This is a genomic window from Bacillus sp. FSL R5-0431 (assembly GCF_038002985.1).
Taxonomy (GTDB): Bacteria; Bacillota; Bacilli; order Bacillales; family Bacillaceae; genus Bacillus.
In genome coordinates this window covers 115,969-136,006 of the sequence record NZ_JBBOOG010000001.1, presented here as the reverse complement: position 1 = coordinate 136,006, position 20,038 = coordinate 115,969, and the positions used below count along the sequence as shown (strand labels likewise).

General features: G+C 42.2%; 20 protein-coding genes and 1 other annotated feature. All 20 genes read right to left on the bottom strand.

Annotation, left to right across the window (positions count from 1 at the left end):
- Window positions 1-22: 22 nt before the first annotated feature.
- A complete protein-coding gene (fusA, locus tag MKZ03_RS00715; RefSeq protein ID WP_106031908.1) occupies window positions 23-2,101 on the bottom strand; it encodes an elongation factor G in 2,079 nt (692 codons plus the stop codon).
- 54 nt (window positions 2,102-2,155) lie between these two features.
- Entirely contained in the window at window positions 2,156-2,626 is a 471-nt protein-coding gene (gene rpsG, locus MKZ03_RS00710) for a 30S ribosomal protein S7 (protein WP_003216884.1), read from the bottom strand.
- Window positions 2,627-2,746: 120 nt separating this feature from the next.
- Window positions 2,747-3,166 (bottom strand): 30S ribosomal protein S12, encoded by a 420-nt coding sequence (gene rpsL, locus MKZ03_RS00705; protein WP_003216962.1) that lies wholly within the window; start codon window positions 3,164-3,166, stop codon window positions 2,747-2,749.
- A 113-nt stretch (window positions 3,167-3,279) separates the two neighbouring features.
- On the bottom strand, window positions 3,280-3,528 hold the full coding sequence (locus tag MKZ03_RS00700) for a 50S ribosomal protein L7ae-like protein (RefSeq protein WP_034665612.1): 249 nt from the start codon (window positions 3,526-3,528) through the stop codon (window positions 3,280-3,282).
- A gap of 145 nt (window positions 3,529-3,673) precedes the next feature.
- Window positions 3,674-7,273 carry a DNA-directed RNA polymerase subunit beta' gene (rpoC, locus tag MKZ03_RS00695; protein WP_034665614.1) on the bottom strand — a complete coding sequence of 1,200 codons (3,600 nt, stop codon included), beginning with the start codon at window positions 7,271-7,273 and terminating at the stop codon, window positions 3,674-3,676.
- Window positions 7,274-7,334: 61 nt separating this feature from the next.
- Window positions 7,335-10,916, bottom strand: coding sequence for a DNA-directed RNA polymerase subunit beta (gene rpoB / locus MKZ03_RS00690; RefSeq protein ID WP_003217223.1), 3,582 nt, complete (start codon window positions 10,914-10,916; stop codon window positions 7,335-7,337).
- A 255-nt stretch (window positions 10,917-11,171) separates the two neighbouring features.
- Window positions 11,172-11,777: a class I SAM-dependent methyltransferase gene (locus tag MKZ03_RS00685; RefSeq protein WP_106038589.1), complete on the bottom strand. Its 606-nt coding sequence runs from the start codon at window positions 11,775-11,777 to the stop codon at window positions 11,172-11,174.
- Window positions 11,778-11,873: 96 nt separating this feature from the next.
- Window positions 11,874-12,239 (bottom strand): 50S ribosomal protein L7/L12, encoded by a 366-nt coding sequence (gene rplL / locus MKZ03_RS00680; protein WP_003216952.1) that lies wholly within the window; start codon window positions 12,237-12,239, stop codon window positions 11,874-11,876.
- A 41-nt stretch (window positions 12,240-12,280) separates the two neighbouring features.
- Window positions 12,281-12,781 carry a 50S ribosomal protein L10 gene (rplJ, locus tag MKZ03_RS00675; RefSeq protein ID WP_034665618.1) on the bottom strand — a complete coding sequence of 167 codons (501 nt, stop codon included), beginning with the start codon at window positions 12,779-12,781 and terminating at the stop codon, window positions 12,281-12,283.
- Window positions 12,782-12,850: 69 nt separating this feature from the next.
- Window positions 12,851-12,991: a sequence feature (ribosomal protein L10 leader region), on the bottom strand.
- 48 nt (window positions 12,992-13,039) lie between these two features.
- Window positions 13,040-13,738, bottom strand: coding sequence for a 50S ribosomal protein L1 (rplA, locus tag MKZ03_RS00670; RefSeq protein ID WP_034665623.1), 699 nt, complete (start codon window positions 13,736-13,738; stop codon window positions 13,040-13,042).
- A gap of 99 nt (window positions 13,739-13,837) precedes the next feature.
- Window positions 13,838-14,263: a 50S ribosomal protein L11 gene (rplK, locus tag MKZ03_RS00665; protein ID WP_003216956.1), complete on the bottom strand. Its 426-nt coding sequence runs from the start codon at window positions 14,261-14,263 to the stop codon at window positions 13,838-13,840.
- A 171-nt stretch (window positions 14,264-14,434) separates the two neighbouring features.
- Entirely contained in the window at window positions 14,435-14,968 is a 534-nt protein-coding gene (gene nusG, locus MKZ03_RS00660) for a transcription termination/antitermination protein NusG (protein WP_003217197.1), read from the bottom strand.
- Window positions 14,969-15,138: 170 nt separating this feature from the next.
- On the bottom strand, window positions 15,139-15,315 hold the full coding sequence (secE, locus tag MKZ03_RS00655) for a preprotein translocase subunit SecE (RefSeq protein ID WP_003216942.1): 177 nt from the start codon (window positions 15,313-15,315) through the stop codon (window positions 15,139-15,141).
- Between the two features lie 35 nt (window positions 15,316-15,350).
- On the bottom strand, window positions 15,351-15,500 hold the full coding sequence (gene rpmG / locus MKZ03_RS00650; protein WP_012008694.1) for a 50S ribosomal protein L33: 150 nt from the start codon (window positions 15,498-15,500) through the stop codon (window positions 15,351-15,353).
- Window positions 15,501-15,576: 76 nt separating this feature from the next.
- On the bottom strand, window positions 15,577-16,233 hold the full coding sequence (gene sigH / locus MKZ03_RS00645) for an RNA polymerase sporulation sigma factor SigH (RefSeq protein WP_008345424.1): 657 nt from the start codon (window positions 16,231-16,233) through the stop codon (window positions 15,577-15,579).
- 63 nt (window positions 16,234-16,296) lie between these two features.
- The gene (gene rae1, locus MKZ03_RS00640) at window positions 16,297-16,809 is read right to left on the bottom strand and encodes a ribosome-dependent mRNA decay endonuclease Rae1/YacP (RefSeq protein WP_034665628.1); all 513 of its coding nucleotides are present in this window, start codon (window positions 16,807-16,809) and stop codon (window positions 16,297-16,299) included.
- A 2-nt stretch (window positions 16,810-16,811) separates the two neighbouring features.
- Window positions 16,812-17,561, bottom strand: a complete 750-nt coding sequence (gene rlmB / locus MKZ03_RS00635; RefSeq protein ID WP_034665632.1) for a 23S rRNA (guanosine(2251)-2'-O)-methyltransferase RlmB — start codon at window positions 17,559-17,561, stop codon at window positions 16,812-16,814.
- A complete protein-coding gene (locus MKZ03_RS00630) occupies window positions 17,545-17,976 on the bottom strand; it encodes a Mini-ribonuclease 3 (protein WP_034665636.1) in 432 nt (143 codons plus the stop codon). Before MKZ03_RS00630 ends, rlmB begins: the two co-directional genes overlap by 17 nt.
- A 3-nt stretch (window positions 17,977-17,979) precedes the next feature.
- On the bottom strand, window positions 17,980-19,380 hold the full coding sequence (cysS, locus tag MKZ03_RS00625) for a cysteine--tRNA ligase (protein WP_003217177.1): 1,401 nt from the start codon (window positions 19,378-19,380) through the stop codon (window positions 17,980-17,982).
- Entirely contained in the window at window positions 19,377-20,030 is a 654-nt protein-coding gene (cysE, locus tag MKZ03_RS00620) for a serine O-acetyltransferase (protein ID WP_012008691.1), read from the bottom strand. Before cysE ends, cysS begins: the two co-directional genes overlap by 4 nt.
- Window positions 20,031-20,038 lie beyond the last annotated feature (8 nt).

Here is a 20,038-nt window from a genome sequence, read left to right as displayed (position 1 = left end):
TTTAGTTTAAAGGCAAAATCAATTATTCACCTTTATTTTTTTTGATGATTTCTTCACTGATGCTCTTAGGCACTTCTTCGTAGTGATCCATGTGCATAGTGAAAGTACCGCGTCCTTGTGTATTAGAACGGAGTGCAGTTGCATATCCGAACATTTCAGAAAGTGGAACCATCGCGCGAACAACTTGAGCGTTACCGCGAGCTTCCATACCTTCTACACGTCCACGACGAGATGTGATATCACCCATGATGTCTCCCATGTATTCTTCAGGGATAACGACTTCCACTTTCATCATTGGCTCAAGTAGAACTGGGTTACATTTGCTGACAGCATTTTTCAATGCCATAGATGCAGCAATTTTAAACGCCATTTCGTTAGAGTCAACATCGTGGTAAGATCCATCAAATAATTTTGCTTTGATGTCGATTAATGGGAATCCAGCTAATACACCATTTTCAAGTGAATCTTCAAGACCTGCTTGAATAGCTGGAATGTATTCACGAGGAACAACCCCACCGACGATTGCATTTTGGAATTCGAAGCCTGCGCCTTCTTCGTTTGGTTCGAATTCGATCCAAACGTGTCCGAACTGACCGCGTCCACCAGACTGACGTACGAATTTACCTTCAACTTTTGCACCAGAACGGAATGTTTCACGGTACGCAACTTGAGGAGCTCCTACGTTAGCTTCAACCTTGAACTCACGCTTCATACGGTCAACAATGATATCAAGGTGAAGCTCACCCATACCAGAGATGATCGTTTGACCAGTTTCAGTGTTTGTTTGTGTACGGAATGTTGGATCCTCTTCAGCTAGTTTAGCTAAAGCGATACCCATTTTATCTTGGTCAGCCTTAGACTTAGGCTCGATTGCTACATCGATAACTGGCTCTGGGAATTCCATAGACTCAAGGATAACAAGACTTTTCTCGTCACAAAGAGTGTCACCAGTTGATGTATCTTTAAGACCTACAGCTGCTGCGATATCCCCTGCATATACAGTAGAGATTTCTTCACGGCTGTTTGCGTGCATTTGAAGGATACGTCCAACACGTTCACGCTTGTTCTTAGAAGAGTTCTTCACGTAAGAACCAGAATCAAGTGTTCCAGAGTATACACGGAAGAAAGTTAGTTTCCCAACATAAGGGTCAGTCATTACTTTAAAAGCAAGGGCTGCGAATGGTGCGTCATCAGTAGACTCACGTACAACCTCTTCATTTGAATCTGGCAAGGTACCTTTGATTGCAGCAACATCAGTTGGTGCAGGAAGGTAATCAAGCACAGCGTCAAGTACAAGCTGAACACCTTTGTTTTTGAAAGCAGATCCAACAAGAACTGGATAGAATTCAACATTCAACGTTCCTTTACGGATTGCAGCTTTCAATTCAGGAATTGTAATTTCTTCACCCTCAAGGTATTTTTCCATAAGCTCTTCGTCAAGCTCAGCGACAGCTTCAATTAGGCTGTTGCGAAGCTCTTCAGCTTTGTCTTTATACTCAGCAGGGATTTCTTGTGCATCAGAGCGAGTTCCAAGGTCATCTTCGTAGAAGTATGCTACGTTATCTACAAGGTCGATGATTCCTTCGAATTGATCTTCAGCGCCGATCGGCAATTGAATTGCATGAGCGTTCGCTTGAAGACGATCTCTTAATGTGCTTACAGAGTAAAGGAAGTCCGCACCGGTTTTATCCATTTTGTTAACGAATACGATACGAGGTACTCCGTAAGTTGTTGCTTGGCGCCAAACTGTTTCAGTTTGTGGCTCTACACCTGATTGTGCATCAAGAACAGCAACCGCACCATCAAGTACACGTAAAGAACGTTCAACTTCAACAGTGAAGTCTACGTGTCCTGGTGTATCGATGATGTTTACACGGTAACCTTTCCATTGTGCTGTAGTAGCAGCAGAAGTGATTGTAATACCACGTTCTTGCTCCTGCTCCATCCAGTCCATTTGGGAAGCTCCTTCGTGAGTTTCGCCAATTTTATGGATACGACCAGTGTAGTATAAGATACGCTCAGTCGTTGTCGTTTTACCGGCATCAATGTGAGCCATGATACCAATATTACGAGTTTTGTCTAAGGAGAACTCTCTTGCCATTGGGTAATTTCTCCTTCCTTATTAGGGAATAGTTTTTTTAGTTTGGTATAAATCCTACCAGCGGTAGTGAGCGAATGCTTTGTTCGCTTCTGCCATTTTGTGTGTATCTTCACGTTTCTTAACAGCAGCACCAGTGTTGTTAGCTGCGTCAAGGATTTCGTTAGCAAGACGCTCTTCCATCGTTTTTTCTCCACGAAGACGAGCGTAGTTTACTAACCAGCGAAGACCTAAAGTAGTACGACGGTCTGGGCGAACTTCTACAGGAACTTGGTAGTTGGCTCCACCTACACGACGTGCTTTAACTTCAAGAACTGGCATGATGTTTTTCAAGGCTTGTTCGAAAACCTCCATCGCTTCATTACCAGTACGTTCTTTGATGATATCAAATGACTTGTAGAGAATTGTTTGTGACTTTCCTCTTTTACCGTCGATCATCATTTTGTTGATCAAACGAGATACAAGTTTAGAATTGTAAATTGGATCTGGCAATACGTCTCTTTTTGCTACAGGACCTTTACGTGGCATCTGATAGCCTCCCTTCTCATTTAAAAGGATTTCTATCTGTCTCTCATCTCAATATCATTGTCAGTTGCCTGACTCCACTGATCTGATATCAACTTCTAAAAACCCTTATGTTTGTTTGTATTATTTGCTTTGTTTAGGGCGTTTTGTTCCGTATTTAGAACGTCCTTGCATACGACCGTCAACTCCGGCAGTATCAAGCGCACCACGAACGATGTGGTAACGTACACCCGGTAAGTCTTTTACACGTCCGCCACGGATAAGTACTACACTGTGCTCTTGTAGATTATGTCCGATACCAGGAATGTAAGCTGTTACCTCAATCAGGTTAGACAAACGTACACGAGCATATTTACGTAGTGCTGAGTTTGGTTTTTTCGGTGTCATTGTACCGACACGAGTACAAACCCCGCGCTTCTGTGGAGATGTTACGTTAGTGTGCTCTTTTTTGAAACTGTTGTATCCTTTGTTAAGTGCAGGAGACTTTGAGTTTTCAACTTTACTCACGCGTCCTTTGCGTATTAGCTGATTAATTGTAGGCATGTTGTTATTCCTCCCTTCGTTGCTTTTTTTTATAACCCACATACCCAGGTGGTTCATCAAAAGGCAAAAAACAATGCTTTTGCATTTACACATGCAAAAACAAAACAAGTACGCTATAACATAATGGCAACAGCTGCTGCCCCAACTTCAATTCCGCAGGCTTTGCCGAGCTTTTTCATGGAATCTACCACTAAAATGTCTACACCCTTCTCTTGCGCTAGTTTTATTACACTAGCTGTTAAAGCAGGATCAGCATCTTTCGCTACGACGATTTCCTTTACTGAATCTCGTTTCAGAGCTTTTACTGTTTGCTTCGTACCAATAATAATGGATTGAGCCTGTGATACTTTATCATAAGACATCGAATATCCTCCAAAGTAACAGGTTTTATTTTGAGCACCTTGGTTATATTATCATCATGGCAGAAGGATGTCAATATCATATGACAGATTATCTTGACATCCTTCACCATTTTTTGATGATTTTATAGGAATCTCACGAGAAAGATTACTCTACAGGAACCATATCGTCAGACGGCTGCACTTGTGAAACCGGCTTAACTTTACGGTAGTTTGGCATTCCTGTTCCAGCTGGAACAAGTTTACCGATGATAACATTCTCTTTCAAGCCAAGCAGTTCATCACGTTTTCCTTTGATCGCCGCATCTGTTAGGACACGAGTCGTTTCTTGGAAGGATGCCGCAGACAAGAATGAGTCTGTTTCAAGCGATGCTTTTGTAATACCAAGAAGAACTGGACGGCCTGTTGCAGGACGTTTGCCTTCGAATAGTACTTTTTTGTTCGCTTCAGTGAATTGATGTACATCAAGAAGTGTGCCTGGTAATACATCTGTATCCCCTGCATCAGCGACACGCACTTTACGAAGCATTTGGCGAACCATTACCTCAACGTGCTTATCTCCGATTTCTACCCCTTGCATACGGTATACTTTTTGTACTTCATGAAGCAGATATTCTTGAACAGCTGTCATGTCAGTCACTTTAAGAAGTTCTTTCGGATCGATCGAACCTTCTGTCAGTACTTGACCACGAGTGACTTTGTCACCTTCAACAACTTTCAGACGCGCATTGTAAGGAGCTGTGTAAGAACGAGTTTCAACGTCGCCTTGAACCACAATTTCCTGCTGCTTGTCACGAACATCGTTAATTTCAGCAACGACACCATCAATTTCAGAAATGGTCGCTTGCCCTTTCGGATTACGAGCTTCAAATAGCTCTTGGATACGAGGTAAACCTTGTGTGATATCGTCTCCTGCTACCCCACCGGTGTGGAACGTACGCATTGTAAGCTGTGTTCCTGGCTCACCGATTGATTGAGCAGCGATGATTCCAACTGCTTCACCGACTTCAACGTCAGTACCAGTTGCAAGGTTACGGCCGTAGCATCGTTTACATACACCATGAGGCGTGTTACATGTAAATGCAGAACGGATCCATACTTCCTCAATTCCTGCTTCAACTACTTCAAGTGCTTTATCTTCATCAATTAGTTCGTTTTCGTCCACAATGACTTCGCCCGTTTCAGGATGAACAATTGGTTTTCTTGCAAAACGTCCGATCAGACGTTCTTCAAGCTTCTCAATAATTTCATTTCCTTCTCTAATGGACTTCGCCAAGATACCACGGTCTGTACCGCAATCTGTTTCACGGATGATAACATCCTGTGCAACATCGACGAGACGACGCGTGAGGTAACCTGAGTCAGCTGTTTTAAGGGCTGTATCGGCAAGACCTTTACGCGCTCCGTGAGTGGAAATAAAGTATTCCAATACGGTTAAACCTTCACGGAAACTAGATTTAATCGGAAGTTCAATGATACGTCCAGCCGGGTTGGCCATCAGACCACGCATACCAGCCAGCTGAGTGAAGTTAGATGCGTTACCACGCGCTCCAGAGTCACTCATCATGTAGATTGGGTTGACTTCATCAAGGGACTTCATCAGTTTACCTTGGATGACATCTTTAGAAGAACTCCAGATCGAAATGACTCTCTCGTAACGCTCTTCTTCAGTAATCAAACCACGTCTGAATTGCTTCAAGACGTTATCTACTTTTGCTTGTGCTTCTTCGAGGATCTTCTGCTTATCATCTAATACGACGATGTCAGACACACCAACCGTAATACCCGCTTTAGTAGAGTATTTGAAACCAAGATTTTTCATGCGATCAAGCATTTTAGATGTCTCAGTGATATGGAATCTCTTAAAGATTTCCGCAATGATTTTACCTAAAATACCTTTTTTGAACGGCGCATTGATTTCTTGTTTCTCGATCGCAGCTTTGACATCCTCACCTTTTTCAAGGAAGAAGCGGTCAGGCGTTTTTTCTTCAATATTGCTCTTTGTCGGCTCATTCATGTAAGGGAATGATTCCGGTAAGATTTCGTTAAAGATCAGTTTTCCGACTGTTGTAATCAACAATTTAGAACGCTGTTCATCAGTGAATGTCACATTCTTCAACGAGCTAGCTGCAACAGCTACACGTGTATGAAGATGCACATACCCATTTTGATAAGCTAGAAGGGCTTCGTCAGTATCTTTGAAGACCATACCTTCTCCGATAGCACCTTTACGCTCAAGTGTAAGGTAGTAGTTACCAAGCACCATATCCTGAGATGGAGTAACAACAGGTTTTCCATCTTTCGGGTTCAAAATGTTTTGAGCAGCAAGCATTAAGATACGAGCTTCAGCTTGAGCCTCAGCAGATAATGGTACGTGAACCGCCATTTGGTCACCGTCAAAGTCAGCGTTGTAGGCTGTACATACAAGTGGATGCAGACGAATTGCGCGTCCTTCCACAAGTGTAGGTTCAAACGCTTGAATACCAAGTCTGTGAAGAGTCGGTGCACGGTTTAGTAAGACTGGGTGCTCACGAATAACTGATTCTAAAACATCCCATACTTCCGGCTGCACGCGCTCAATTTTACGCTTCGCACTCTTGATGTTGTGAGCTAAACCTTTTTCAACAAGCTCCTTCATCACGAATGGTTTGAATAATTCAAGAGCCATTTCTTTCGGAAGTCCACACTGATACATTTTCAAATGTGGTCCTACGACGATAACGGAACGTCCAGAATAGTCAACACGTTTACCAAGCAAGTTTTGACGGAAACGTCCTTGTTTCCCTTTCAGCATATGAGAAAGAGATTTCAATGGTCTATTTCCTGGTCCTGTTACTGGTCGGCCTCTACGTCCATTATCAATCAAGGCATCGACAGCTTCTTGAAGCATACGCTTTTCGTTCTGAACGATGATGCTTGGCGCACCAAGATCTAATAAACGTTTCAGACGATTGTTACGGTTGATAACACGACGATAAAGGTCGTTTAAGTCAGAAGTAGCAAAACGTCCACCATCAAGCTGGACCATTGGACGTAATTCTGGCGGAATAACCGGAAGTACATCAAGAATCATCCATGATGGTTTGTTTCCTGAGTTACGGAAGGCTTCTAGCACTTCAAGACGTTTAATCGCACGTGTACGACGCTGTCCTTGAGCAGTTTTCAGCTCTTCTTTCAGTGTATCTACTTCTTTTACAAGATCGATATCTTGAAGAAGTTTATTGATTGCTTCTGCACCCATAGCTGCTTGGAACGTATTACCGTATTTATCTAAATAAGCACGGAATTCCTTCTCAGAAAGAAGTTGTTTCTTCTCAAGCGGTGTGTTGCCCGGATCTGTTACAACGTAAGAAGCGAAGTAAATCACTTCTTCTAACGCACGTGGTGACATATCAAGAACAAGACCCATACGGCTTGGGATACCTTTGAAATACCAAATGTGGGAAACTGGGGCAGCCAGTTCGATATGCCCCATTCTCTCACGACGGACTTTTGCCCGTGTTACTTCTACACCACAACGGTCACATACAACACCCTTATAACGAACACGTTTATACTTTCCACAATGACATTCCCAGTCTTTTTGCGGTCCGAAGATACGTTCACAAAAGAGACCATCTTTTTCAGGTTTCAGTGTACGATAGTTAATCGTTTCAGGCTTTTTCACTTCACCAAAAGACCAAGAACGGATTTTATCAGGTGATGCGAGACCGATGTTCATATACTCAAAATTGTTCACATCTAGCAAGGGGCCTACCTCCCTTTTAATCTTCGGGTTATACCCTAGTCACTTGCTCTAATCGTTTCTGCTATTCTTTTGTGACTGCGTCACGTTCAAGATCGACAGGTGCGAGGTCTGCAGCATCTTCGTCATTAGATAACGCTAATCCGTCTGCTTTCTTCGTTTCCTCATCGTCTTCTAAATCTCTCATTTCTATCTCTTCTTCATCGCCAGATAGGATTTTGACATCCATACCTAAACTTTGAAGTTCTTTAATTAACACTTTGAATGATTCAGGGACACCTGGTTCAGGGACGTTATCCCCTTTGACGATGGCCTCGTATGTTTTCACACGACCTACAACGTCATCCGATTTAACTGTTAAGATCTCTTGAAGTGTGTATGCTGCACCGTAAGCTTCAAGTGCCCATACTTCCATCTCTCCGAAACGCTGACCACCAAACTGTGCTTTACCGCCAAGTGGCTGCTGCGTAACAAGTGAGTATGGTCCAGTTGAACGGGCGTGAAGTTTATCGTCAACCATGTGAGCCAGTTTGATCATGTACATGATTCCGACTGATACACGGTTATCGAATGGTTCACCAGTTCGACCGTCATAAAGGACTGTTTTCGCATCACGGGACATACCTGCTTCTTCAAGCGTTTCCCAAACATCTTCCTCACGCGCACCATCGAATACTGGTGACGCAATGTGGATGCCAAGGTAACGTGCAGCCATACCCATATGAAGTTCAAGTACCTGACCGATGTTCATACGAGATGGTACCCCTAGAGGGTTTAACATGATATCAATCGGTGTTCCATCTGGAAGATACGGCATATCTTCTTCTGGAAGGATTTTAGAGATAACCCCTTTGTTACCATGTCGTCCGGCCATTTTGTCACCTTCAGAAATTTTACGCTTCTGAACGATGTATACGCGGACTAACTGGTTTACACCTGGAGGTAATTCATCTCCATCTTCACGGTTAAAGACTTTGACGTCGTGGATAATTCCGCCGCCGCCGTGTGGAACACGTAGAGACGTATCACGCACTTCACGAGCCTTTTCACCGAAGATTGCATGTAATAGACGTTCTTCAGCTGTTAGTTCTGTTACACCTTTAGGCGTTACTTTCCCTACAAGAAGGTCTCCGTCTTTTACTTCTGCACCAATACGGATGATTCCGCGCTCGTCAAGGTTGCGTAAAGCATCTTCACCAACGTTTGGAATATCACGAGTGATTTCTTCCGGTCCAAGCTTTGTATCACGAGCTTCTGATTCATATTCTTCAATATGAATAGACGTGTAGACGTCATCTTTTACAAGGCGCTCACTCATGATGATCGCATCCTCGTAGTTATAACCGTCCCAAGTCATGAAGCCGACCATGACGTTACGTCCTAGAGCCAATTCACCTTTTTCCATTGAAGGACCGTCTGCAAGGATTTCTCCTTTTACGACTTCATCTCCAACACTTACGATTGGACGCTGGTTGTAGCAAGTCCCTTGGTTAGAGCGGACAAATTTCAGCAAGCTGTATTTGTCTAGATTTCCTTTGACTTGTTGTCCGTCAACGTCTTCATAGCGACGAACCCAAATATTTTTTGCTTCAACACGTTCTACAACACCAGGGTAGCGGCAGATAACAGCAGCACCAGAGTCTTTCCCTGATACATACTCCATACCTGTACCAACAATCGGTGATTCCGGCTGCATCAAAGGCACAGCCTGACGTTGCATGTTCGCTCCCATTAGAGCACGGTTAGAGTCATCGTTTTCTAAGAATGGGATACATGCTGTCGCTGCAGAAACAACCTGCTTTGGCGAAACGTCCATGTAGTCAACGCGGTTTCGAGGAACAACTGTGTTTTCCCCTCTGAAACGAGCAATGATATTATCATCAATAAACGAACCATCTTCACCTAATATAGCATTCGCTTGTGCTACAACGTAGTTATCCTCTTCATCAGCAGTTAAGTAATCGATTCTCGGTGTCACTTTACCTGTTTCAGGGTCAACCCGGCGGTAAGGTGTTTCAATAAAGCCGAAGCGATTCACTTTTGCAAATGAAGATAGAGAGTTGATCAAACCGATGTTTGGACCCTCTGGTGTTTCAATCGGACACATACGGCCATAGTGAGAGTAGTGAACGTCACGAACTTCCATTCCTGCACGCTCACGTGTCAAACCACCCGGTCCAAGCGCCGACAGACGACGTTTGTGCGTCAATTCAGCAAGCGGGTTTGTTTGATCCATGAACTGAGAAAGCTGAGAGCTACCAAAGAACTCTTTGATAGAAGCGATCACAGGACGGATGTTGATCAGTTGCTGAGGTGTGATCGTGTTTGTGTCTTGGATCGACATTCTTTCACGAACAACACGCTCCATTCTGCTTAAACCAATACGGAATTGGTTTTGCAGAAGCTCACCTACAGAACGCAGGCGACGGTTACCAAGGTGATCGATATCATCTGTGTCACCTACACCATGAAGAAGGTTGAAGAAGTAACTGATCGATGCAATGATGTCAGAAGGCGTGATGTTTTTCACAGCTTCCTCTACGTATGCATTCCCGATCACGTTGATCACTTGCTCGCCTTCTTGATCAGACGGTGCATAAATCTTAATAGATTGAAGTTCTACTTCATCTTCTACTACGCCACCATTTGGATAAAGCTTTCTAAAACCGATGCCGTTTTCTAAGTATGGAAGAACTTTATCAAGAACTCTTCTGTCTAAAATTTGACCTTTTTCTGCTAGAATTTCACCTGTTTCAGGGTCAACTAACGTTTCAGCCAATTTTTGATTGAACAGTCTATTTTTTATATGAAGCTTTTTATTAATCTTGTAGCGTCCAACATTAGCTAGGTCATATCTCTTCGGATCGAAGAAGCGAGAGTCTAGCAGGCTTTTCGCATTTTCAACAGTTGGCGGCTCTCCAGGACGGAGGCGCTCGTAGATTTCGAGAAGTGCTTTATCCGCATTCTCTGTATTGTCTTTTTCCAGCGTGTTGCGTAAGTATTCATTCTCGCCAATGAGGTCAAGAATCTCTTGATCAGAGCTGAAGCCGAGAGCACGCAAAAGAACCGTAACCGGCAACTTACGTGTGCGATCGATGCGTACATAGACTACATCCTTCGCATCAGTTTCGTATTCTAACCATGCGCCACGGTTTGGAATGACAGTCGCAGTAAAACCTTTTTTACCGTTTTTGTCTACTTTACCACTGAAATATACACTTGGAGAACGCACTAACTGAGAAACGATTACACGTTCCGCACCGTTAATGATAAAAGTACCTGTGTCTGTCATGATTGGGAAATCACCCATGAACACATCTTGGTCTTTTACTTCTCCAGTTTCTTTGTTAATTAAACGAACTTTTACTCTTAGTGGAGCAGAGTAAGTTACATCACGTTCTTTTGATTCTGCTACAGGATACTTAGGATCCCCTAGGCTGTAATCAATGAATTCAAGAGAAAGGTTACCAGTAAAATCCTCAATTGGGGATATATCTTGAAACATCTCTCTAAGACCCTCATCAAGAAACCACTGATAAGAAGAGGTTTGAATTTCAATGAGATTTGGTAATTCTAACACTTCGCTTATGCGTGCGTAGCTTCTGCGCTGGCGGTGTCGTCCATACTGAACTAGTTGACCTGTCAACTGATTCACCCCTCAAATCATGCGTATTATATGTGTAAAAAGTATTTCAGCCTTTCAAATGTCAGTAAAGAAATACTTTTACAAGACAAAAGAAAAAAGGGTTTCTAAAATAAGAAAACCACATCCAAAAACAAATACCGATTTTATTAGTTTTCCCAAGTATGCATAATTTATACAAAATAGTTATTTTTTAAGCCTATCAAGCAAAATATACACATTGGCATTTTATAATGTTAACACAGCTAGGAAACTGCGTCAAACTTTTTTAGCTTTGATAATATAGTAGCCCTTTTTTTTCAATACAACCTCGACTTCTCCAAAGAGCTGTTCTAATTTTTCAATCGCAGATGGTCCGCCCTGCTTTTTCTGAATAACCACCCACAACTCACCTTCCGGCAATAAATGATCAGCACTTTTTTCAAAGATCGCATGTACAACTTTCTTCCCTGCCCGTATTGGGGGATTGGTCAGTATAGAGGCAAAAGCAGCTGATGAATGAACATTCGAGAACAAATCACTTTGATAGATGCGGACATTATCAATGCGATTATGTTTAGCGTTTTCCTTTGAAAGTTCGACTGCTCTTTCGTTCACATCAATCATATGAATGGTGCGGCTCGTCATTTCGTTTGCTAACGATAAGCCAATCGGTCCATAACCGCAACCGACATCTAAGACATCGCCATCCACGTCAGGTTCTTCAAAAGCTTCAATTAAAAGCCTTGAACCAAAGTCGACTTCTTTCTTAGAAAACACTCCACTGTCACTTGTAAAAGTAAAGGTACGGTTTCTCAAGGTGAAGCCCCATGTCTGTTTATTGCTTTTCACTGATGGCTTTTCCGTATAATAGTGGTCACTCATGATGAATGGACCTCCTCTGGATTCAATCGTTTCAGGAGAATAGAAAAGAAAAAGCCCGCCAGTAAAAGCGAGCTTTCCCAAAAGATTAGGCGAAGATTACTTAACTTCTACAGAAGCGCCAACTTCTTCAAGCTTAGCTTTAAGTTCTTCAGCTTCTTCTTTAGCAATACCTTCTTTAAGTGGTTTTGGAGTGTTGTCAACAAGTTCTTTAGCTTCTTTCAAGCCAAGACCAGTGATTTCACGAACCACTTTGATAACTTTGATTTTTTGATCTCCAGCACCAGCAAGTACTAGATCAAAATCAGTTTTCTCTTCAGCAGCGGCACCACCAGCTGCAGCTACAGCTACAGGAGCAGCAGCAGTTACGCCAAATTCTTCTTCGATTGCTTTTACTAAGTCGTTTAACTCAAGTACAGTTGCTTCTTTAACTGAAGCAATGATTTCTTCGATATTTAAAGCCATTTGTAATTCCTCCATTTTAAGTTTTTTACGTTAAGTACGCATTAAGCGCCTTGTTCTTCTTTTTGTTCTGCAACTGCTTTAGTAGCAAGAGCAAGGTTACGAACTGGAGCTTGAAGAACGCTAAGCAACATAGAAAGTAAGCCTTCGCGAGACGGAAGTTCCGCAAGAGCCTTCACTTCTTCTACAGTCGCTACGTTTCCTTCGATGACACCAGCTTTGATTTCTAAAGCTTCGTGGCTTTTCGCAAATTCGTTGATGATTTTCGCAGGTGCGATAACATCTTCGTTACTGAATGCGATAGCGTTTGGACCTGTTAAGAAATCGTTTAAACCCGTTAGTTCAACTTGTTCAACTGCACGGCGAGTCAAAGTATTTTTGTAAACTTTGAATTCTACGCCAGCATCACGAAGCTGTTTACGAAGTTCAGTCACTTCAGAAACTGAAAGACCACGGTAATCTACAATTACAGTAGACATACTGTCTTTAAATTTAGAAGTAATTTCATCAACGACAACTTTTTTAGTATCGATTGCATTGCTCATGGTTACACCTCCTGTACATTCTTTGTGTAACACTTATACCGATCAGGCCATCACGTTCCTAACGAACGGTTCTCCATATAAAAAGCCTCCATTAAGACATGGAGGCTGTATATACAAGCATACGTTAACGTAAGACTGTGACATATACACCTCGGCGGGTTAATTAAGCCATAAGGCCCCTGCTGTCTACGGTATAAATGGACATATTCTATTTTACAACATTTTGATATTATCAAAACGATTGTGATAAGTCAAGATTTATTTTGCAGAGAAAGAAGATGGATCCACTTTCACGCCAGGGCCCATAGTAGTTGTAACAGAAACGTTTTTCACGTATACACCTTTAGCCGCTGCAGGTTTTGCTTTAAGGATTGTATCATAGATTGTTGCAAAGTTCTCAACAAGCTTTTCGTCCTCGAAAGAAACCTTTCCGATTGGCGCGTGGATGTTACCAGCTTTATCAACGCGGTATTCTACTTTACCAGCTTTGATTTCATTGATTGCTTTTTCTACTTCGAATGTAACAGTTCCTGTTTTAGGGTTTGGCATAAGACCTTTTGGTCCAAGTACACGACCGATCTTACCAACTTCACCCATCATGTCAGGTGTTGCAACGATTACATCGAATTCGAACCAGCCTTGTTGGATTTTAGTGATGTAATCAGAATCTCCAACGTAGTCTGCTCCAGCAGCTTCTGCTTCTTTTGCTTTTTCGCCTTTAGCGAACACAAGAACGCGTTGAGTTTTACCAGTTCCGTTAGGAAGTACAACTGCACCGCGGATTTGTTGATCGTTTTTACGAGGGTCTACGCCCAAACGAAAAGCAACTTCTACAGTCGCATCAAATTTCGCTGTATTTGCTTTTTTTGTAAGAGAAACAGCTTCAGCTACATCATACGCTTTAGTACGTTCGATCAGCTTAGCAGCTTCTACATACTTTTTACCTTTTTTAGCCATTATAAAAATCCTCCTTATGTGGTTTTAGCGGAATAACCTCCCACGAATAAGGGTTGCGAACTTGTCAAAACCAAACTCGCAACCCAACAAGACAATAAATTAATCTTCGATGACAATACCCATACTGCGTGCAGTACCTTCAACCATGCGCATAGCTGATTCAACGCTAGCAGCGTTTAAGTCAGGCATTTTTGTTTCCGCGATTTCGCGTACTTTATCACGCTTAACAGTTGCCACTTTATTACGGTTAGGTTCACCAGAACCAGACTCAATACCAGCTGCTTTTTTAAGTAAAACTGCAGCAGGTGGAGTTTTAGTAATAAATGTAAATGAACGGTCTTCAAAAACCGAAATTTCAACAGGAATGATAAGACCAGCTTGGTCAGCTGTACGAGCATTAAACTCCTTACAGAATCCCATGATATTAACACCGGCTTGACCTAGTGCAGGTCCAACTGGTGGAGCTGGGTTAGCTTTTCCAGCAGGAATTTGCAATTTAACAACTTTAACTACTTTTTTAGCCACGAGACACACCTCCTTAAAGTCCGTGATGTGGTAATAGGGGAATCCCCCTCCCACTCAACAACTTCATTCTTTATATGAATGACGAAATAACTAGCTAGCGATCTTGAGCGAACTCAAGACGTACCTTTGCTATATTACCACTTCTATACACTCATTTCAAGCTCTTTTGAATTACAATTTATCGATCTGCGTGAACTCAAGTTCCACGGGTGTTTCTCTACCAAACATATTAACGAATACTTTGACTTTGCTTTTATCGTAATCAATCTCTTCGATAGAGCCTGTGAAGTTAGCAAATGGTCCGTCGATTACCTTGACTGTTTCTTTCAATTCAAAGTCGATTTCTGTTTTGCGTTCTTCAAGACCCATTCTCTTCAGAATGGTTTCAGCTTCGCCTGGCAGCAGCGCTGTCGGCTTTGATCCTGATCCAGCTGATCCAACGAATCCTGTGACACCTGGTGTATTACGAACAACATACCAAGAGTCGTCAGTCATCACGATTTCCACTAGGACATAGCCAGGGAATACTTTCTTTTTGACAACTTTTTTCTTACCATTTTTAATATCTGTTTCTTCTTCTTCTGGTACGACAACGCGGAAGATCTTATCTTGCATGCCCATTGATTCAACACGCTTTTCCAAGTTCGCTTTTACTTTGTTTTCATAGCCAGAGTACGTATGCACAACATACCAATTCTTTTCCATTTCGTTCAGGACTATTCAGTCCTTCCCTCCCCACATTTCGTAATGTCTATTTGACGAATCTCGAGTACCGGTAAATATTTTCAAGCAATTGAAAAAACCCGTAAAACGGGTTTTTTGGCAAGTCATATTATGATCTATTATAGCACGTTCAGCAGACCATTATTCAAGTATTAATGAATTAATTCGATTAATTGTGAGATTCCTATATCAAGAAAAGAGAAAAAGATTGCAAAGAATACGACTGTTAAAATAACAGTGATTGTGTAACGAATCATTTCGTTTTTCTTTGGCCAGCTGACCTTCTTCATTTCTTTCCCGACACTTTTTAAGAAACTGATAATACGCATTGTAAAAGACCTCCACAGATTAAAGAACGCAAATCTTACTTCGTTTCTAAATGTGTTTTATGTGAATTACAAGTCTTGCAATATTTCTTAACTTCTAATCTTTCAGCTGCTGAAGCATCACTTTTCATTGTCGTATAATTGCGGCTTCCGCAGTCTTTACAGGCTAGAGTAATCTTTTTCCTCATTTTTACACCTATTTTCTCGACATCATTTCCTTAGTACCTTATCACAGTGTCGAAAAAGCTGTCAATATAGGTTTGATTAGAGACTAATCTCGCGAAGCTCTAAATATTTCTCTAATTTTCTCTTTACTCTTTGGAGTGCGTTATCAATTGATTTCACATGACGGTTTAAATCTTCAGAAATCTCTTGATAGGATCTGCCATCAAGGTAAAGCACAAGAACCTTTCTTTCCAGCTCGCTTAGTAGTTCACCCATCTTCATTTCAATATCATCAAATTCTTCTTTGCTAATGATTAAATCTTCTGGGTTAAGCGCTTTAGCACCGGAAATGACATCCAACAATGTTCTGTCTGATTCTTCATCATATATTGGCTTATCTAATGATACATAGGAATTTAATGGGATATGTTTTTGGCGAGTAGCTGTTTTAATTGCGGTGATAATTTGGCGGGTAATACATAATTCTGCAAAAGCCTTAAATGAAGTAAGCTTGTCCTCTCTGAAATCGCGGATAGACTTATAAAGTCCGATCATCCCCTCTTGGACAATGTCCTCTCGATCCGCTCCAATCAAGAAATAAGATCTTGCTTTTGCACGTACAAAATTTCGGTATTTCGTTATTAAGTAATCTAGCGCATCACTATCTCCGACATGAACCCTTTCAATGACTTGTTCATCTTCCAACTGGCAAAATTGCTCTCTGATGGATTTACCCTTGCTGTTGTTTAGATTCACTTCGATCCCCCCGACCGCACCTAGATAGAAATATTATACATTAATGGTTGAAATATCGTCAAGCTATTCCAGATTCCCACGCCGCCATTTTTCAAACGTTTTCAATACATCTTCTGACAATTCAATCTTGGATACTGGTTTATCAGAAGTAATCTTTTTGACTCTCGTCTCTATCTTTCGTTCGATCACTTCAATCTCTCTCAAAAGCTCTCGAGCCGACTTCCGAAGAGCTCCTTGCCCAAAAATTGCCCATTGTTCTGTGAAGTCTGAGGTCGCCACATGAATTTGCGTCCGAACATTATTCAAATCCTGGGCCAGCTTTTCAATCCGCTCATCAGCTGTTTCATTCTCTCTCGTAAAGATGACCTCTACTCGGTGGTTGATCCGCTTTTTTTCGATTCCTTTGACCATATGGGCATCGAATACGACAATGACTCGATACCCTGTGTATGCTTGATATTCTGCTAAATTTTGAATCAGCACGTCTCTGGCTTCTTCAAAGCTGTTTTCCTTTAAGTGCTGCAGCCGAGGCCATGCACCTATCATGTTGTATCCATCGACTAAGAGGATGTCCATCTCTATTCTCCTAACGGATAACGTTTTCGATACACTTCATACATCAATAGACTAGCGGCAACTGATGCGTTTAACGAAGTGACCTTCCCGGCCATAGGCAGCTTAATCAGAAAATCACACTTTTCTTTGATCAATCGGCCAATCCCTTTTCCTTCACTGCCAATCACAAGAGCAAGCGGCATCGTACCATCAAATTGTCTGTAATCCTGTTTGGCAGACGCATCTGTTCCCGCGACCCAGATTCCTCTTTCTTTCATCTCATCAAGAGCTCTTGAAAGATTGGTGACCTTGGCAACAGGAATATGTTCAATCGCCCCAGTAGATGCTTTGGCAACGGTTGTCGTTAAGCCGACCGCTCTCCTTTTCGGAATGACAATCCCGTGTGCACCTACAGCATCTGCTGTACGCATAATGGATCCTAAATTATGCGGGTCTTCAATTTCATCTAAGATAAGAAAAAACGGCTGTTCATTCCGCTTTTCGGCGATTTGATACAGATCGTCCAATTCCGCATATTCATATGCTGCTACTTGTGCAACGATTCCCTGGTGCTGACCTGTTACCATTTGATCAAGCTTTTTCCTCGGAACATACTGAATGGTGATATTTTGTTTTTTAGCGAGTTCAATGACCTGCTGGGCTTGTCCTTTTACAGTGTTTTCTGCCATCCAGAGCTTGTATAACTCCCGATCTGACTTCAGTGTTTCAATCACTGCATTTTTCCCAATCACATAATCATGTTGCTGACTCATTTGTCTTCCTCCCTGACGTTCCGATTTCAATCGCCTGACTAATCAGCTCTTCTAAGCGTTCGTCCTGCTTTTCAATAAATAAATAACCCATGAGCGCTTCAAGCGCCGTACTATAACGATACGTTTGAACGTCTGTGTTTTTAGGCACTGTGCCTGATTTTGCATTTCTTCCTCTTTTCAGCACTGCTTCTTCTGCTTCAGTGAAAAAGCCTTGCTGCTGAAGCGTAAATAAAATAGCTGCCTGAGATTTAGCTGAAACAATCTTGCTTGCTCGTTTGTGCAGCTCATTTGGTTTTGTCGCCCCCGTTTGGAGGAGGTGATGCCTCACATAGACTTCAAAAATGGCATCACCCATATAAGCAAGCGCAAGGCCGTTCAACTGTTTACCGTCTTTCAGCTTTTCAAAATTCAACATGACCTATTCTCCTCTTTTCCAGCGAGTACCTTGAGGAGTGTCCTCCAATACAATATTCATGCTCTTTAACTGGTCACGAATTTGATCAGATAGTGCAAAGTCACGATTTCTTCTAGCCTCATTGCGTTTTTCAATTAACGCTTCTACTTCTTCGTCAAGCGTGTGCTTTTCTTCTAATGAGAAGCCAAGAACAGACGTGATTTCTTGGAATAAGCCGATAAATGCCTTGATCACTTCCTCCGAAGTATGATCATTTTCCATATAATAATTCGCCTGTTTCGCAAGTTCGAATAAAACAGAAATTGCATTTGCCGTATTAAAGTCATCATTCATTTCAGAAATAAATGTCGCACGCTGCTCCTCAACCTTCGCCAGCCATTCAGCATTGTCTTCTGTGATATTCGTGCTGCTCTCGAGGCGATGATGTAAATTAGCATACGACGTTTTGAGTCGGTTAAACGCACTCTTTGTACTCTCTAGTAAATCCATTGAGTAGTTAATTGGATGACGGTAGTGAACCGACAACATAAAGAAGCGTAGCACATCAGGATCTTGTTCTTTCACAATGTCATGCACGAGCACAAAGTTTCCAAGTGATTTTGACATTTTTTCATTCTCAATATTAATATATCCGTTATGCATCCAATACTTCGCAAAAGGTTTCCCTGTCAAAGCCTCGGATTGAGCGATTTCATTTTCATGGTGAGGGAAGGTTAAATCCTGTCCGCCAGCATGAATGTCGATCGTATCACCTAAATATTTTTTAACCATGGCCGAGCATTCGATGTGCCAGCCTGGGCGTCCTTCGCCCCAAGGGCTATCCCATGAGATTTCTTGATCCTTTGCAGCCTTCCATAAAGCAAAGTCCAGTGCATCTCGTTTCTTCTCACCTACACGAATACGAGCACCTGTCTTCAGTTCATCAATCGACTGGTGAGAAAGCTTTCCGTAGCCTTCAAATGAGCGTGTGCTGTAATACACGTCGCCATCCGCTTCATAGGCGTAGCCTTTTTCAATCAATGTCGCAATAAATGCAATGATATCATCCATATTTTCTGTCACTCGCGGGTGAAGGTCAGCTTTTTTGCAGCCTAGTGCACTGACGTCTTCAAAGTAGGCTTGGATAAAGCGGTCAGCAATCGTCGGAACATCTTCTCCGAGTTCATTGGCTGCTTTGATGAGTTTATCATCCACATCTGTAAAGTTTGAGACAAAGTTCACATCATAGCCGCTGTATTCTAAATACTTACGTACAGTGTCATAAACAATAGCAGGTCTGGCATTCCCGATATGAATGTAGTTATAAACGGTTGGTCCGCACACATACATCTTGACCTTTCCTGGTTCAAGCGGGACAAATTCTTCTTTCTTACGTGTCAATGTATTATAAATATTGATTGTCATGATTGTTCTTCCTTTCTGCTCAATGAAGCCAGCTCACCTTTTAGCTTTTCCATTTCTCGTTCCAATTCTTTGAAACGATCGGAAATCGGATCTGGCAAATCTTGATGATTGAGATCACGATTGATTTTCTTCCCATTTTGAACGACGACTCGCCCAGGTATACCGACAACGGTGGAATGGTCTGGTACGTCCTTTAACACAACTGACCCCGCACCAATCTTGGCCCCTTTTCCGACTGTAATGGAACCAAGCACCTTTGCACCTGTCGCAATGAGGGCATCGTCTAAAATGGTCGGGTGCCGCTTTCCCTTTTCTTTCCCTGTTCCCCCTAGTGTCACGCCTTGGAAAACAGTGACGTTGTCTCCAATTTCACATGTTTCCCCAATCACCACTCCCATGCCGTGGTCAATGAAGAAGCGCCTGCCAATGGTTGCCGCAGGGTGAATTTCCACCCCTGTGAAAAACCGGCTGACCTGAGAAATGATCCGCGCAAGAAAGTACAGCTTACGCTTATAAAATGCGTGCGCGATACGATGAGCCCAAATCGCATGAAGCCCTGAATAGGTTAGCACTACTTCAATATAGCTTCTAGCAGCAGGATCTTGATCAAACACAGTATCAATATCTTCTTTCAGCATTTTGAAAAACACATGCTCCC

What these genes read in the sequence shown, in the direction of transcription:
- fusA (WP_106031908.1), bottom strand. Translation starts at nt 2,101, where the DNA reads ATGGCAAGAGAGTTCTCCTTAGACAAAACTCGTAATATTGGTATCATG.
- rpsG (WP_003216884.1), bottom strand. Translation starts at nt 2,626, where the DNA reads ATGCCACGTAAAGGTCCTGTAGCAAAAAGAGACGTATTGCCAGATCCA.
- rpsL (WP_003216962.1), bottom strand. Translation starts at nt 3,166, where the DNA reads ATGCCTACAATTAATCAGCTAATACGCAAAGGACGCGTGAGTAAAGTT.
- MKZ03_RS00700 (WP_034665612.1), bottom strand. Translation starts at nt 3,528, where the DNA reads ATGTCTTATGATAAAGTATCACAGGCTCAATCCATTATTATTGGTACG.
- MKZ03_RS00685 (WP_106038589.1), bottom strand. Translation starts at nt 11,777, where the DNA reads ATGAGTGACCACTATTATACGGAAAAGCCATCAGTGAAAAGCAATAAA.
- rplL (WP_003216952.1), bottom strand. Translation starts at nt 12,239, where the DNA reads ATGGCTTTAAATATCGAAGAAATCATTGCTTCAGTTAAAGAAGCAACT.
- rplJ (WP_034665618.1), bottom strand. Translation starts at nt 12,781, where the DNA reads ATGAGCAATGCAATCGATACTAAAAAAGTTGTCGTTGATGAAATTACT.
- rplA (WP_034665623.1), bottom strand. Translation starts at nt 13,738, where the DNA reads ATGGCTAAAAAAGGTAAAAAGTATGTAGAAGCTGCTAAGCTGATCGAA.
- nusG (WP_003217197.1), bottom strand. Translation starts at nt 14,968, where the DNA reads ATGGAAAAGAATTGGTATGTTGTGCATACGTACTCTGGCTATGAAAAC.
- secE (WP_003216942.1), bottom strand. Translation starts at nt 15,315, where the DNA reads ATGCGTATTATCAGTTTCTTAAAAAGTGTCGGGAAAGAAATGAAGAAG.
- rpmG (WP_012008694.1), bottom strand. Translation starts at nt 15,500, where the DNA reads ATGAGGAAAAAGATTACTCTAGCCTGTAAAGACTGCGGAAGCCGCAAT.
- rae1 (WP_034665628.1), bottom strand. Translation starts at nt 16,809, where the DNA reads ATGGACATCCTCTTAGTCGATGGATACAACATGATAGGTGCATGGCCT.
- rlmB (WP_034665632.1), bottom strand. Translation starts at nt 17,561, where the DNA reads ATGAGTCAGCAACATGATTATGTGATTGGGAAAAATGCAGTGATTGAA.
- MKZ03_RS00630 (WP_034665636.1), bottom strand. Translation starts at nt 17,976, where the DNA reads ATGTTGAATTTTGAAAAGCTGAAAGACGGTAAACAGTTGAACGGCCTT.
- cysS (WP_003217177.1), bottom strand. Translation starts at nt 19,380, where the DNA reads ATGACAATCAATATTTATAATACATTGACACGTAAGAAAGAAGAATTT.